This is a genomic window from Enterobacter sp. MGH 38 (genome assembly GCF_000492855.1).
Taxonomy (GTDB): domain Bacteria; phylum Pseudomonadota; class Gammaproteobacteria; order Enterobacterales; family Enterobacteriaceae; genus Enterobacter; species Enterobacter hormaechei_C.
Genome location: NZ_KI535607.1, coordinates 306,681 through 320,497, shown reverse-complemented (window position 1 = coordinate 320,497; position 13,817 = coordinate 306,681). Strand labels below are relative to the sequence as shown.

Genomic DNA, 13,817 nt, shown 5'->3' with positions numbered 1-13,817 from the left:
CCCTCGGGTAGAGGTTTTTTTTGCGCCAAAATTGGCTTTATCCATATCCTTAAAGATGAAAAATCCATACTGAAAAGGAATGAATGACGAGTGTCACACATTTATTGCTTAAATATTAACTAATTAATCAAAAATAAGGTTAAACCATCCTGATTTGAAATTGTAATGTCCATCACAGATCGGTGTGTCGTAGCGAAATAATCCATATCTTCACCATTTCCGGCCTGACACTTTCTCCCGGTATCTCGTAATTTCACTTAACGAATTTCGCTGTTGAGGCAGGAAACAATGACATCTGTAAATGACTCTACCCTTATGCCCGCTGCGCTGCGCGATACCCGACGCATGAACCAGTTTGTTTCTGTTGCGGCCGCCGTAGCCGGTTTACTGTTTGGTCTGGATATCGGCGTTATCGCGGGCGCACTGCCCTTTATTACCGACCACTTTACGTTAAGCAACCGCCTGCAAGAGTGGGTGGTGAGCAGCATGATGCTGGGTGCGGCCATCGGCGCACTGTTTAACGGCTGGCTGTCGTTCCGTCTCGGGCGCAAATACAGCCTGATGGTCGGGGCGATCCTGTTTGTTGCTGGCTCTCTTGGTTCGGCGTTTGCCACCAACGTTGAAGTGCTGCTGCTTTCTCGCGTGCTGCTGGGCGTGGCGGTAGGTATCGCGTCCTACACCGCGCCGCTTTACCTCTCCGAAATGGCGAGCGAGAACGTGCGCGGTAAAATGATCAGCATGTACCAGCTGATGGTGACGCTCGGGATCGTGCTGGCATTCCTGTCGGATACGTACTTCAGCTACAGCGGCAACTGGCGGGCAATGCTTGGCGTGCTGGCGCTGCCTGCGGTGCTGCTGATTGTGTTAGTCATTTTCCTGCCGAACAGCCCGCGCTGGCTGGCGCAAAAAGGGCGTCACGTGGAGGCGGAAGAGGTGCTGCGCATGCTGCGCGACACGTCTGAAAAAGCGCGTGAAGAGCTGAACGAAATCCGCGAAAGCCTGAAGCTGAAGCAGGGCGGCTGGTCCCTGTTTAAGGCGAACCGCAACGTGCGCCGCGCGGTGTTCCTCGGCATGCTGTTACAGGCGATGCAGCAGTTCACGGGGATGAACATCATCATGTATTACGCCCCACGCATCTTTAAAATGGCTGGTTTTACCACCACCGAACAGCAGATGATCGCCACGCTGGTGGTGGGGCTGACCTTTATGTTCGCCACCTTTATCGCGGTGTTCACCGTCGATAAGGCCGGACGTAAACCGGCCCTGAAAATTGGCTTTAGCGTAATGGCGCTCGGCACCTTGATCCTTGGTTACTGCCTGATGCAGTTCGATAACGGCACGGCGTCAAGCGGCCTCTCCTGGCTCTCCGTTGGCATGACCATGATGTGCATCGCCGGTTACGCGATGAGCGCCGCACCGGTGGTGTGGATCCTGTGCTCTGAAATTCAGCCGCTGAAATGCCGCGACTTTGGTATCACCTGTTCCACCACCACCAACTGGGTGTCGAATATGATCATTGGCGCGACCTTCCTGACGCTGCTGGATGCGATTGGCGCGGCAGGCACCTTCTGGCTGTATACGGTGCTGAACGTGGCGTTTATCGGCGTGACGTTCTGGCTGATCCCGGAAACCAAAGGCGTGACCCTGGAGCATATTGAACGCAAGCTGATGAAAGGGGAGAAACTACGTAATATCGGCGTGTAATGTCATTGCCCGGTGGCGCTTCGCTTACCGGGCCTACGATACCGTGTAGGCCGGGTAAGCGAAGCGCCACCCGGCTTTGTTTTTACCGCATCGCACGTCTCAAAATACGCTCCGCCTGACGCTGGAAGTCAGCGGCCGTCTCTTCCACGGTTTTCTGCCCGTAGTCGATATACTGCAAAGAGGTACCGAACTGCGCCACAATCTGTGGGTCGTCAAAGTATGGCGAGACGGTGAGTTTCGCCGGCAGCGACTGCGCCAGGCGCAGGCCCGCCACGGAAGGATCGTCCTCTTTAATGGTGCCGTCTTCGGTCAGATACTGCACCGCCACTTTGCTCAGCGGCACGCCGCGCTCAAGACCCAGCGTATCGACCCCTTCTTTGCTGTTGAGCAGGAAGTTAATCAGCTTCGCTGCCGCCTCTGGGTTTTTGGTCGTCTTACCAATCGACAGCATCTGCGCCGGTTTGAAGAACAGACCTGCGTCGGTGGCGCCCGGCAGCATTGGGTAGTTGCCCAGCTCCAGTTTCGCCGGTGGCTTCAGGTTGTCGGAATATTTGTTGATGGTGGAGTTCCACATGTAGGTGCCGCCCCATTCACCCTGGATCCACGGCTTCATTTCATACATGTTGCTCTTACCGAACGAGGCATAGTATTTGGTGTCTGGCATGACGTGGCTGTCGATCAGCTTTTTGTAGGTCTGGAAAAACTCTACCCACTGTTCCTTTGTGTAGCTGAACTTTTTGGTTTTCTCATCCACCGCAGGAATGTTGTACTTCTGGATCATGTACGAATTCAGCAGCGCCAGCGTATCCTGATGCTCCAGGATCACCGGATAGTATTGCTTGCCGAGCTTGCTCTCGAAGGTTTTACCGGCCGCCATCAGCTCGTCCCAGGTTTTCGGGTACGCAATACCCGCTTTTTTCCAGGTTTCGTCATTGAAGTAGAACACGCGCGCCGTCACCGAGATCGGAATGCCGTTCAGCTTGCCGTCCACGGTGGTGGTTTGCAGCTCTTTGGGATCGAACTGCGACAGGTCAATCACGTCCTTCATCTTGTTCAGATCGTAGAAGCCGTCACCGGTTTTCGAGAAGATCGGCAGCCAGTTCCAGTTCGTCTGCATTACGTCCGGCTCGGTGCCGCCCGCAATCTGGGTGGTCAGACGGGAGAGGTGACCATCCCAGCCGGTGTATTCCGCTTTCACGTTGATGTCCGGGTTCTGCTTATGGAACTCTTCCAGCGCTTTCAGGGTGACCTGGTGACGGCCGTTGCCGCCCCACCAGGACATCCGTAAATCCACATTCTGCGCCATCGATGGCAAAGCGGTAAGACCCAGGGTCGCGGAGATTGCTGCGCTTAAAAGCACTTTTTTCATTTTTATCACTCCATCAGAGAGAGAGGTTCTGTTCAGTTTTTGCGTCAAAAATATGACACTTGTTCATCTCAAACGTGAAATACACCTTACGATGAAGCCCCTTATCAATCATTGGTTTAGCTTCATCGGACGGGATTCGGGCGGTCAGTTCGTAGTCCGCGACCTTCAGGTACACAAAGAATTCGTGGCCCATGTTCTCAACGCGCACCATCTCCCCGCTACAGCCGCCGTTCGGGAAGGGCTCATCAGAGAGCGACACAAATTCCGGACGCACGCCGTAGTAAATCTCCTGACCCGCGTAGGCCGCGACTTTCTCCTGCTTCTCCGCGTTCAGCGGCATGGTTTCATCGCCAATGGCGATGTGCAGCTGGCCCGCTTTTTCGACCAGCACGCTTTTGCGTATATTCATCTCCGGCGCGCCGATAAAGCCCGCCACGAACATGTTCCTCGGCCTGTGGTAGAGGTTGTCCGGCGTATCCACCTGCATGATATGGCCGAGCTTCATCACGCAGATGCGGTCGCCCATGGTCATCGCTTCGGTCTGGTCGTGTGTCACGTAAACGGTGGTCGCCGGTTTTCCGGATTTCTTCAGCTGCTTGTGCAGGTCGGAAATACGAATACGCATCGAAGCGCGCAGTTTGGCGTCGAGGTTTGAAAGCGGCTCATCGAACAGGAATACATCCGGTTTTTTCACAATCGCACGGCCTACCGCCACGCGCTGCGCCTGGCCGCCGGAAAGCTGGCGCGGCAGGCGGTCGAGCAGCTCTTCCAGTTCAAGAATTTTGGCAGCTTCATTCACCTGAGACTCAATCTGATCTTTCGGCAGTTTGCTCAGCTTGAGACCAAAGGCCAGATTCTCGCGCACCGTCATGTGCGGATAGAGAGCATAGTTCTGGAACACCATTGCAATACCGCGCTCTTTCGGCGCGAGGTTGTTCACGATCTTGTCGCCAATGCGCACCTCGCCGCCGCTGATGGTTTCGAGCCCCGCCAGCATGCGCAGTGTCGTGGATTTGGCGCAGCCGGATGGGCCGACGATCACCATGAATTCCCCTTCAGCAATTTTAAGATCGATAGCGTGTACCGCTTTAAAGCCGTTGGAGTAGACCTTTTCCAGCTTGTTGAAAATAACTTCAGCCATGGTATTTCCCTCTTAACCTTTAATTCCGCTGCTGGTGACGCCCTGTACGAAGTAGCGCTGTGCCAGGAAGAAGACAATGATGGATGGCAGAATGGAGATGCTCGCCATTGCCAGAATTTCGTTCCACGGCGCGCCTTCGGTGACATCGATGGACATTTTCAGCGCCAGTGCGATGGGGTATTTATCCACGCTGTAGACGTAAATCAGCGGCCCGATAAAGTCGTTCATGGACCACATGAACTGGAACAGGGCGACGGAGATAATGGCCGGTTTCAGGATCGGCACTACCACGTACCACAGCACCTGAATGGAGTTACAGCCGTCAATCTGCGCCGCCTCTTCCATGTCACGCGGGACGCCGCGCAGGAACTGGATCAGCATGAAGACGAAGAACCCCTGAGTGGCGAAGGCCAGCGGCAGGTACAGCGGCATATAGCTGTTGAGCATGCCCATTTCACGGAACATCAGGTACTGCGGGATCAGCAGCACGGTGCTGGGCAGCAGCATGGTGGTGATGAGCGTGGCGAACCAGAACTTCTTCCACGGGATCTCGAAGCGGGCAAAGCCGTACGCCACGATGGTGGAGGAGATAATGGTCAGGATCACTTTCGGGATCACATACTTAAAGGTGTTCAGCATGTAATGGCCGAAGTTGTACTCGGTGCCGGTTTTCCAGCCGTTTACGAAACCATCCCAGGTGGCGTGGGCAGGCCACAGGCTCAGTGTGGTGAAGATCTCGTGGTTCGGTTTGAACGACGCGGAGAACATCCACACCAGCGGGTAAAGCATCAGCAGGCCGACAACCAGCAGAATCACATAGCGAACGGAGGCGTTGATTTTCTCTCTGCGCAGCGTGCGGGCCACTTCGCGTTCGGCGACGCTTCTTGCCGTGGAGAGTTGTTGAATATCAGCCATTTTTGCCTCCTTTATCGGCGGAGTAGAACACCCAGTATTTCGACGACTTAAAGGCGATACCGGCGAAGACGGCCACCACCAGGAACAGGATCCACGCCAGCGCCGCGCCATAGCCCATATCGAAATACTTAAAGGCGGTGTCGTAGATGTAGAGCGAGAACAGATAGGTCGAATAGGTTGGCCCGCCGCCGGTAATCACGTACGGCCCGGTAAATTCCTGGAACGCCTGCGTGGTCTGCATGATGAAGTTGAAGAAGATCACCGGCGTAATCAGTGGCACGGTCACCTTCATGAACATCTGCCATTTCGATGCGCCATCGATCATTGCCGCTTCATACTGGGACTGCGGTACGTTTTGCAGCGCGGCCAGGAAGATGACCATCGCGGAACCGAACTGCCAGACGCGCAGCAGGGTAACGGACATCAGCGCCAGCGACGGCTCGCCCAGCCAGTTCACCGGATCAAAGCCAAAAACGCCGATAAAGCTGTTCAGCAGGCCATCGATGGCAAATAAGGCGCGCCACAATACGGCAATGGCGACGGAGCTGCCGAGGATCGACGGAATATAGTAGGCCGTTCGGAAAAAGCCGATGCCGCGTAATTTAAAGTTCAGGACAAAGGCAATTCCTAATGCAAAGGCGAGCTTTAGCGGGATGGTTAAAAATACATAGGCAAAGGTCACGCCCATGGATTTCCAGAAGAGCGTGTCTTCGGTAAACATGTAGCGATAGTTTTCGATGCCGTTAAACACCGGCGGACTCATCAAATCGTAATCCGTAAAGCTGAGGAAAAACGATGAGACGAAGGGGAATGCCGTAAAGAGTATCAGCCCGATGATATAGGGTGATATCCATGCGAGCCCCAGCAGCTTGTTTTCATTCATACATACCTACCTGGCAATCAATGGTTTAATACGAAATCTGCTTTGTTACATTTTCCCAGGCCTGCGATGCGCGGCATGGGAGCTGAAATTCAGGGTGCAACGTCTGGCAACGGCAAAACCTACGTTTGTTTTTTAACGCTTTTTTGTCTTTCGTCGTGGTGTAAGCGCTTCGGGTTTCAAAAGAGCTGAACCGGTGTTCTTGTATACTAAAACATCGTTTTATTTTATATTATTGCGATTTATTTCTGCGTCATTCGCTTAATGGTGGAAATGTGATCAGCGTCGAAACGCTGTTTCAATATAGTGAGGGAGGTGGCATTTTTGACTTTCCACGGACGTTCGCCGCGGCCCATGAGGAAGAGATAATGAAGCAAAAGGGGAGCAGGAATAACAATAGTCACGCAGCGTGGCTAACTACCAGATCTGATAGCAGGTCTACAGATGTACCAATTCGTCATTCAGATAATTCTTACATTCTTGTATGATTTGTTACACCGGAACCAGTCAGGCAGAATTTCACTGCATCCTTAAAAGAAGAACAGTTATGTCAGCGATGGATTTCAAAAAACATACGGATCTCAATTTTCCTCACTATGCTCCCCCGGCGGTCAGCGCTAAAGAAATAGATCTTCTGGGTCTGCTGGACGTCCTGCTGGCAGCAAAAAAACGCATCATCACCATTGTCTTTGCATTTGCACTGGTCGGCCTGGCAATCGCCTTTCTGATACCGCAAAAATGGACCAGTAAAGCGGTCATTACGCCCGCGGAACAGACGCAGTGGAGTTCGCTGCGCCAGATGATGGTGGCGCTCCAGGTGCTTGATGTCGACGTGAAAATTACCCGTGCGGATGTGTTTAATCTGTTTATCAAAAAGTTTCAGTCCCAGTCTCTGCTTGAAGAGTACATGAAGAGCTCACCTTACGTGATGGCTCAGCTCGATGGCGCTGAGGTTGACCCGCTGGAGCTGCACCGCGCGGTGGTCAATATTGCCGAAAAGATGAAGGCTGTTGATAACACGCAGGAAAAAAATGCCGATAAAGCACCATACCTCTCCTGGACGTTAAGCTTCACAGCCCCAACGGCAGAGGATGCGCAGAAAGTGTTGAATGGTTACATTCAGTACATCTCCCGCATCGTCGAGCAGGAGACCATGCAAAACATTCGCGATCAGCTGATCCTGAGAACCAAAACGGTACAGCAGCAGCTGGAGTTGGATCGGGTCCGTCTGACCAATATCCACAATACCAACCTGCAACGCCTGAACTACTCGCTGGAAGTGGCGAACGCGGCTGGGATCAAAAAGCCGGTTTACAGCAATGGACAGGCGGTGAAAGACGATCCGGATTATTCCGTCGCCCTCGGTGCGGACGGGATTGCGCAGAAATTGCAGATTGAAAAAAATCTCAAGGACGTTTCTGAGCTGAACGCCGATTTCCAGAACCGCGAATACTATCTGGCACAGCTGCAAAAACTCTCCTTCGAAGATGTGAGCCTGGAGCCGTTCAAATACCAGCTTTCACCTTCTATGCCGGTGAAAAAAGATGGCCCGGGCAAAGCCCTCATCGTGCTGCTGGCGTGTATTCTGGGTGGACTGTTCGCCTGTGGCAGCGTGCTGCTGCGCGAGGCTATGAGCACCCGCAACCCGCTGCCGGAACAACTTCCTGAGCCGGTAACGGAATAACATCAAAAAAGGCGCTCAACTGAGCGCCTTTTTTTATTTCAGGAAATCTTCGCGTACCGGCGTAAAGGTATCCAGCAGGGTGCCGGGTTTCAGGCAAACGCAGCCGTGCATCACGTGCGGCGCTTTATAGAGGGTGTCGCCCGCGGTCACCACATGCTTCTCCTCGCCAATGGTGAACTCAAATTCCCCCGAGAGAACGTAGGTGAGTTGCTCATGCGGGTGGTTATGCATCGGGCCAATCGCGCCTTCCTCGAAATTCACTTCCACCGCCATCATCCTGCCGTCGTGCGCCAGAATACGACGCGTCACGCCGTTGCCCAGATCCTCAAGCGTGGTCTCTTTATGGAAAATAAACATATTTTCGCCCTGTTATGTAATGAAACATTGTTTCAATTAACTTATCTCACCCGCCGAGAAAAGGAAACGTTTAGCCAAATAACTGGAAAGGCGATCACAAGTTTGCTTCACTGGGTGAAACGCACAGGAGGAAAGATGAAAACGATCGGTCTGTTAGGGGGCATGAGCTGGGAATCAACGATCCCGTACTACCGCCTGATTAATGAAGGCGTTAAACAGCGTATGGGCGGTCTGCATTCGGCCAGCCTGCTGCTGCACAGCGTGGATTTCCATGAAATAGAAGCCTGCCAGTCGAGCGGGGAGTGGGACAAAGCGGGGCAGATACTGGCGGACGCCGCGCTCGGGCTGGAGCGTGCGGGCGCGCAGGGTATTCTGCTGTGTACCAACACCATGCATAAGGTGGCGTCGCACATTGAAGACCGCTGTTCGCTGCCGTTCTTACATATCGCGGATGCCACCGGGCGTGCCATACGTACCGCCGGCATGACGCGCGTGGCGCTGCTGGGGACGCGCTACACCATGGAACAGGATTTTTACCGCGGGCGGCTGAGCAGCCAGTTCGGGATTGAAAGCCTGATCCCGGAGGAGGCTGACCGGGCGCGCATTAACCAGATTATTTTTGATGAGCTGTGTCTGGGCACCTTCAGCGAAGCTTCGCGCGCCTGGTACGTCAGCGTGATAGAGAAACTGGCGCAGCAGGGAGCGGAAGGGGTCATCTTCGGCTGTACCGAAATCGGTCTGCTGGTGCCGGCAGACCGAAGCCCGATACCGGTCTTCGATACCGCCGCCATCCATGCCGCGGATGCGGTGGAGTTTATGCTGTCATAAAGGTTTTTGCAGGTCAGGTAAGCGAAGCGCCACCTGACGCGCGTGCGCAATCAGATGTTCACTAAAGGCATCAACCAGCGCTGAGGCGGGCCGGTGCAGCGGGCGGATCAGGCTCACGGTAAAGGGAACGGAAACGCTAAAACGGCGCAGAACCACGCCGCTGCTGGCGTAGTCCATGGCCGTGAGCGGGTTCACCACCGAAATACCCACGCCCGCGCGCACCATCGCGCAAATTGACGCCGCACTGTGCGTTTCCATCACCATCCGCCGCTTCACCTGATGTTCGGCAAACAGGCCATCCAGAAGCTGCCGGTAGCTGTCGGTCTGCGACAGGCTGATATAGTTCTCACCGTGAAAATCCGCCGGTGTCAGCACCGTTTTGTGGGCAAGCGGGTGGCTGGCAGGCAGCACGCAGACCTCATCCAGCGACAGCAGCTCCGTGCGTTCCGTTCCCGCTGGCGTGACGAGGGTTTCGGTCAGACCCATATCGTGGCGCTGGGCCGAAAGCCACTCCTCCAGCAGCGGCGACTCCTGCGGCACGATGGTCAGGCTGACCTCCGGATAGCGGGCCAGAAACGGCTGTAACAGTACCGGCAGGAATGACTGGGAAAAGACCGGCAGGCAGACGATGGACAGTTCGCCCTGGCGGAACTCCCTCAGGCTCTCTGCCGCGCTCACGATCCTGTCCAGCCCGTACCAGGAGCGCTGAACCTCCTCAAACAGACGTAAACCCTGCACCGTTGGATGCAGCCTGCCGCGGGTGCGTTCAAACAGCTTCAGCCCCAGCACTTTCTCAAAACGCGCCAGCTCGCGGCTGACCGTCGGCTGCGAGGTGTGCAGCATGTGCGCGGCTTCAGTGAGATTGCCGGTGGTCATCACCGCATGAAAAATCTCGATATGGCGTAGGTTAACGGCGGGCATAGGGCACCTGATGGCTGAGCGTGTTCCATATCATTTTTGCATAGACTCACGATAAAACGATATTTTTTATTCTCTTCAGGCTATGGCGTAATGATAAAAAACAGATTTCCGGAGACGACCATGCCACGCCCGCTCAACCAGACCGAAACCGATTTAAACGCCGATAACCTGCTGCGCCTGCCTGCCGAATTCGGCTGTCCGGTGTGGGTTTACGATGCGCAGATTGTCCGCGAGAAGATCGCCGCGCTGCATCAGTTTGACGTGGTGCGTTTTGCGCAGAAGGCCTGCTCCAATATTCATATTCTGCGCCTGATGCGCGAGCAGGGCGTGAAGGTTGACTCCGTATCGCTGGGTGAGATCGAACGTGCGCTGGCGGCCGGGTTTGATCCGAAAGCCGACAGCGACGCGATCGTCTTCACCGCTGACCTGATAGACGACGCCACGCTGGCGCGCGTGCACGAGCTGCAAATCCCGGTCAATGCTGGTTCGGTGGATATGCTGGAACAGCTTGGGCAGGTCTCTCCTGGCCATCGCGTCTGGCTGCGCGTCAACCCGGGCTTTGGTCACGGCCACAGTCAGAAAACCAACACCGGGGGCGAAAACAGTAAACACGGGATCTGGTATGCCGATATGCCTGCGGCGCTGGAGGTTTTACAACGCTACAACCTCAAGCTGGTGGGCATTCACATGCATATCGGGTCCGGCGTGGATTATGGCCATCTTGAGCAGGTCTGTGGCGCAATGGTGCGTCAGGTTATCGATTTTGGTCAGGATCTGGAGGCGATCTCCGCCGGGGGAGGGCTTTCGATCCCTTACCGCGAAGGAGAAGAGGCGATCGACACGGATCACTATTACGGCCTGTGGAGCGCCGCGCGTGACAGGATCGCTGCCCATCTGGGCCATGCGGTGAAGCTGGAGATTGAGCCGGGTCGTTTCCTGGTCGCCGAAGCTGGCGTGCTGGTGGCGCAGGTGCGGAGCGTGAAGGAGATGGGAAGCCGTCACTTTGTGCTGATTGATGCTGGCTTCAACGACCTGATGCGCCCGTCCATGTACGGCAGCTATCATCACATTACCGCGCTTGCCGCCGATGGCCGCGATCTGGTCAACGCGCCGCGCATCGAGACCGTTGTTGCCGGCCCGCTGTGTGAATCCGGTGACGTCTTTACTCAGCAGGAAGGCGGGAAAGTCGAAACCCGTTCGCTGCCAGAGGTAAAACCGGGAGATTATCTGGTGCTGCATGATACCGGTGCGTACGGGGCGTCTATGTCTTCCAACTACAATAGCCGCCCGCTGCTGCCGGAAGTGCTGTTTGATAACGGCGTGGCGCGGCTGATTCGCCGTCGCCAGACCATTCAGGAGCTGCTGGCGTTAGAGCTGGTCTGATTAAACCACGGCCCTGTTGTCACCGAATCGCGTAACACCAGCGTGCCGGTGAACGGCGGGATCGCTTCAACCGGCTGGTTTTTTGCCAGCCGGATCGCCTGGTCGATTGCCGTGACGATCATGTTGTCGATCGGCAAATATACCGACGACAGGGCAGGCTCCAGCCACTTTGCGCTGGGGGCATCGTCAAAACCAAACAGCGAAATATCCTGCGGGATCTTCAGCCCGGCCTGGTGTAATGCTTTGGAGGCGCCCAGGGCCATATCATCATTACAGGCAAACAGGGCGCTGAACGATGTCTTTTCCGCAATCAGCTCCTTGCACAGCTCGTAACCCCGCGTCATGCCTGCATCGCCGTATTTAATCCGCCGCTCGTCGAGACGAATACCGTGCTTCTCCAGCGCCTTACGGTAGCCCATCAGCCGCGCTTTACCCGTTGGGGTGTGGATCGGGACGGTGATACAGGCGATCTCCCGATGACCCTGGCTTATCAGGTAATCCACCGCTTTGAAGGCCGCGTCCTGCTGTTCAAAGAAGACGCAGCGATCCGCCGCCTGGCTCACTTCACGGTTAATGATCACCAGCGGCGTCTGCACGCTGTTGATCAGCTTCAGGATCGTCTTTTCGCTCATGTATCGCGTGTACAGCACGATGGCGTCGCACTTGCGGTCGGCGAGCATCTGCACCGCCTGTTCTTCCTGTTCAGGGGCGTCGTGACCGTCGGTAACAATCAGCTGTTTTCCGTGCTTTTCGGTCTGCCGTGACGCCTGCTGTAGCAAACGACCAAAGTAAAAACCGTCGAACGTCGAGACGACAAGACCAATGCTGTTGCTGGTCTGGTTAGCCAGCGAACGCGCGAGAAAGTTCGGACGATAGCCCAGCTCCTCCATCGCGCGAAATACCTGCTGACGCGTGCTCTCTTTAACCTGACCTGTGCCGTTCAGCACGCGCGAAACGGTGGCCTTCGACACGCCCGCACGCAGTGAGACATCCAGCATTGTTGCCATTCGAAATTCCTGTTTCCACGTAATGGTTTGCAGTTTAACACAGACCATCCGGCGCATAAGCGACGTGGGAAGGGCAAAACCCCATAACGATCACGCTTTTCGGTAACGATCCTCGCCAGCGGGATAAATGCCTGTCATTGGCATGCCAAAATGGTGATAAATCGCAATCTGGAATACCTCTTACCTCATTGAGAGCTTAATCACAGAACAAAGCGCCTGTGGGCGCTATTTTTGGCATACCAATAGTATCCGGCTGTCCATCTTATTCAATAAAAGCCCTTTTACTGAGGTATTACCCTATGGCATTTCAGGAAAAACTGATCGACGCTCTGGGCAGTTTTGCCACCACGTTCAACAGCTATCGCTATATCCAGGCGATCAAGTCTGCGTTTATTACCTTAATGCCGGTCATCATTGTGGGGGCGTTCTCGGTACTGATCTCCAATATGGTGCTGGATCCGAAAAACGGCCTGGCGAGCTTTCAGTCGCTGTCGTTTCTGGCGGCGTTAAAGCCGATCACCAGCGCGCTCAACTATGCCACGCTTAACTTTCTCAACATCGGTGCGGTGTTTTTAATCGGCATTGAGCTGGGGCGTATTAACGGCATTAAGTCCCTGTTCCCCGGCCTGCTGGCGGTGATCTGCTTTATCTGCGTGACGCCAACCACGGTGGAAATGCTGGTGGACGGCGAGATGCACGTGGTGAAAGACGTGCTGCTGCGCCAGTTCTCCGATACCCGCAGCCTGTTCCTCGGCATGTTTATCGCCATCCTGTCAGTGGAGATTTACTGCTGGCTGGAAAACCGCAAGGGGCTGAAAATCAGGATGCCGGACACGGTGCCGCCGAACGTCGCCGCGTCGTTCTCTGCGCTGATCCCGGCCATTATCACCACCACTGCCATCGCCACCTTTGGCTTCGTGTTTCATCAGATTACCGGCATGTATCTCTACGACGCGGTTTACCAGGTGGTGCAACAGCCGCTGGAGCGCGTGGTGCAAAGCCTGCCGGGGATCCTGCTGCTGATGTTTGTCGCCCAGCTGTTCTGGGTGATTGGTATTCACGGCAACCAGATGATCAAGCCGATCCGCGAGCCGCTGTTGCTGGGGGCAATCACCGTTAACATGAGCGCGTTCGAGCAGGGCAAAGAGGTGCCAAACATCATCACCATGCCGTTCTGGGACGTCTATATGAGCATCGGCGGCTCCGGCCTGACCATCGGCCTGCTGATCGCCGTCATGATTGCCACCAAACGTAAAGAGATGAAGGAGATCGCTAAGCTCTCCATCGGCCCGGGTATTTTTAATATCAACGAGCCGGTGATCTTCGGGATGCCAATCATGCTCAACCCGATCCTGGCTATCCCGTTCATCATCACGCCGCTGGTGACGGGCTCGATTGGCTACTTTGCCACCGTGACCGGATTTGCCGGGAAAGCCGTGGTGATGGTGCCCTGGACCACGCCGCCGCTGATCAACGCCTGGCTGTCAACCGCGGGCTCCATGGGGGCGGTGATCACCCAGTTTATCTGCATCGTGACCGCGGTGATTATCTATCTGCCGTTTGTGAAAATTGCCTCACGCCGCGCAGAGCAGGCCGCGCTGCAACAAGCCACCGATAACGCATGAGGA

12 protein-coding genes are annotated in these 13,817 nt (G+C 55.1%); 5 read left to right on the top strand and 7 right to left on the bottom strand.

What is annotated here, in order from left to right:
- The first annotated feature begins 288 nt into the window (after window positions 1–288).
- Window positions 289–1,704, top strand: a complete 1,416-nt coding sequence (locus tag L384_RS19390) for an arabinose-proton symporter AraE (RefSeq protein WP_003862834.1) — start codon at window positions 289–291, stop codon at window positions 1,702–1,704.
- Between the two features lie 82 nt (window positions 1,705–1,786).
- Here the strand turns inward: L384_RS19390 and L384_RS19395 are convergent, their stop codons facing one another.
- From L384_RS19395 to L384_RS19410, 4 genes are read right to left on the bottom strand one after another with little or no spacing between them, the layout of a single operon-like run.
- Entirely contained in the window at window positions 1,787–3,073 is a 1,287-nt protein-coding gene (locus tag L384_RS19395) for an ABC transporter substrate-binding protein (RefSeq protein WP_003862832.1), read from the bottom strand.
- 13 nt (window positions 3,074–3,086) lie between these two features.
- Window positions 3,087–4,214 carry an ABC transporter ATP-binding protein gene (locus tag L384_RS19400; RefSeq protein WP_003862829.1) on the bottom strand — a complete coding sequence of 376 codons (1,128 nt, stop codon included), beginning with the start codon at window positions 4,212–4,214 and terminating at the stop codon, window positions 3,087–3,089.
- Between the two features lie 12 nt (window positions 4,215–4,226).
- Window positions 4,227–5,129, bottom strand: a complete 903-nt coding sequence (locus tag L384_RS19405; RefSeq protein ID WP_003862827.1) for a carbohydrate ABC transporter permease — start codon at window positions 5,127–5,129, stop codon at window positions 4,227–4,229.
- On the bottom strand, window positions 5,122–6,012 hold the full coding sequence (locus L384_RS19410) for a carbohydrate ABC transporter permease (protein ID WP_003862825.1): 891 nt from the start codon (window positions 6,010–6,012) through the stop codon (window positions 5,122–5,124). The genes L384_RS19405 and L384_RS19410 overlap by 8 nt, the downstream gene beginning before the upstream one ends.
- 544 nt (window positions 6,013–6,556) lie before the next feature.
- On the opposite strand from L384_RS19410, the gene wzz(fepE) reads away from it, so the two are divergent.
- On the top strand, window positions 6,557–7,693 hold the full coding sequence (gene wzz(fepE), locus L384_RS19415) for an LPS O-antigen length regulator Wzz(fepE) (RefSeq protein WP_023314779.1): 1,137 nt from the start codon (window positions 6,557–6,559) through the stop codon (window positions 7,691–7,693).
- 33 nt (window positions 7,694–7,726) lie between these two features.
- Here wzz(fepE) and L384_RS19420 read toward each other — a convergent pair whose 3' ends face one another.
- On the bottom strand, window positions 7,727–8,050 hold the full coding sequence (locus L384_RS19420) for a cupin domain-containing protein (RefSeq protein WP_003862821.1): 324 nt from the start codon (window positions 8,048–8,050) through the stop codon (window positions 7,727–7,729).
- Between the two features lie 135 nt (window positions 8,051–8,185).
- On the opposite strand from L384_RS19420, the gene L384_RS19425 reads away from it, so the two are divergent.
- Window positions 8,186–8,878, top strand: coding sequence for an aspartate/glutamate racemase (locus L384_RS19425; protein ID WP_023323698.1), 693 nt, complete (start codon window positions 8,186–8,188; stop codon window positions 8,876–8,878).
- Here the strand turns inward: L384_RS19425 and L384_RS19430 are convergent.
- Complete coding sequence (locus tag L384_RS19430; RefSeq protein WP_023323697.1) at window positions 8,873–9,799, bottom strand: LysR family transcriptional regulator; 927 nt, start codon at window positions 9,797–9,799, stop codon at window positions 8,873–8,875. The genes L384_RS19425 and L384_RS19430 overlap by 6 nt on opposite strands.
- A gap of 120 nt (window positions 9,800–9,919) precedes the next feature.
- Between L384_RS19430 and lysA the strand changes: the two genes are divergently transcribed.
- Window positions 9,920–11,182: a diaminopimelate decarboxylase gene (lysA, locus tag L384_RS19435; RefSeq protein WP_003862815.1), complete on the top strand. Its 1,263-nt coding sequence runs from the start codon at window positions 9,920–9,922 to the stop codon at window positions 11,180–11,182.
- Here lysA and L384_RS19440 read toward each other — a convergent pair.
- On the bottom strand, window positions 11,152–12,189 hold the full coding sequence (locus L384_RS19440) for a LacI family DNA-binding transcriptional regulator (RefSeq protein ID WP_003862814.1): 1,038 nt from the start codon (window positions 12,187–12,189) through the stop codon (window positions 11,152–11,154). The genes lysA and L384_RS19440 overlap by 31 nt on opposite strands.
- Before the next feature lie 299 nt (window positions 12,190–12,488).
- Here L384_RS19440 and L384_RS19445 point away from each other — a divergent pair, with 299 nt between their 5' ends.
- Window positions 12,489–13,814, top strand: a complete 1,326-nt coding sequence (locus L384_RS19445; RefSeq protein WP_003862812.1) for a PTS sugar transporter subunit IIC — start codon at window positions 12,489–12,491, stop codon at window positions 13,812–13,814.
- The last annotated feature ends 3 nt before the right edge of the window (window positions 13,815–13,817 follow it).

Bases quoted from the DNA above. Each gene is read 5' to 3' on its own strand.
- L384_RS19395 (WP_003862832.1), bottom strand. From the start codon at position 3,073: ATGAAAAAAGTGCTTTTAAGCGCAGCAATCTCCGCGACCCTGGGTCTT.
- L384_RS19445 (WP_003862812.1), top strand. From the start codon at position 12,489: ATGGCATTTCAGGAAAAACTGATCGACGCTCTGGGCAGTTTTGCCACC.
- L384_RS19410 (WP_003862825.1), bottom strand. From the start codon at position 6,012: ATGAATGAAAACAAGCTGCTGGGGCTCGCATGGATATCACCCTATATC.
- L384_RS19430 (WP_023323697.1), bottom strand. From the start codon at position 9,799: ATGCCCGCCGTTAACCTACGCCATATCGAGATTTTTCATGCGGTGATG.
- L384_RS19420 (WP_003862821.1), bottom strand. From the start codon at position 8,050: ATGTTTATTTTCCATAAAGAGACCACGCTTGAGGATCTGGGCAACGGC.
- L384_RS19440 (WP_003862814.1), bottom strand. From the start codon at position 12,189: ATGGCAACAATGCTGGATGTCTCACTGCGTGCGGGCGTGTCGAAGGCC.
- L384_RS19400 (WP_003862829.1), bottom strand. From the start codon at position 4,214: ATGGCTGAAGTTATTTTCAACAAGCTGGAAAAGGTCTACTCCAACGGC.
- lysA (WP_003862815.1), top strand. From the start codon at position 9,920: ATGCCACGCCCGCTCAACCAGACCGAAACCGATTTAAACGCCGATAAC.
- L384_RS19405 (WP_003862827.1), bottom strand. From the start codon at position 5,129: ATGGCTGATATTCAACAACTCTCCACGGCAAGAAGCGTCGCCGAACGC.
- L384_RS19390 (WP_003862834.1), top strand. From the start codon at position 289: ATGACATCTGTAAATGACTCTACCCTTATGCCCGCTGCGCTGCGCGAT.
- L384_RS19425 (WP_023323698.1), top strand. From the start codon at position 8,186: ATGAAAACGATCGGTCTGTTAGGGGGCATGAGCTGGGAATCAACGATC.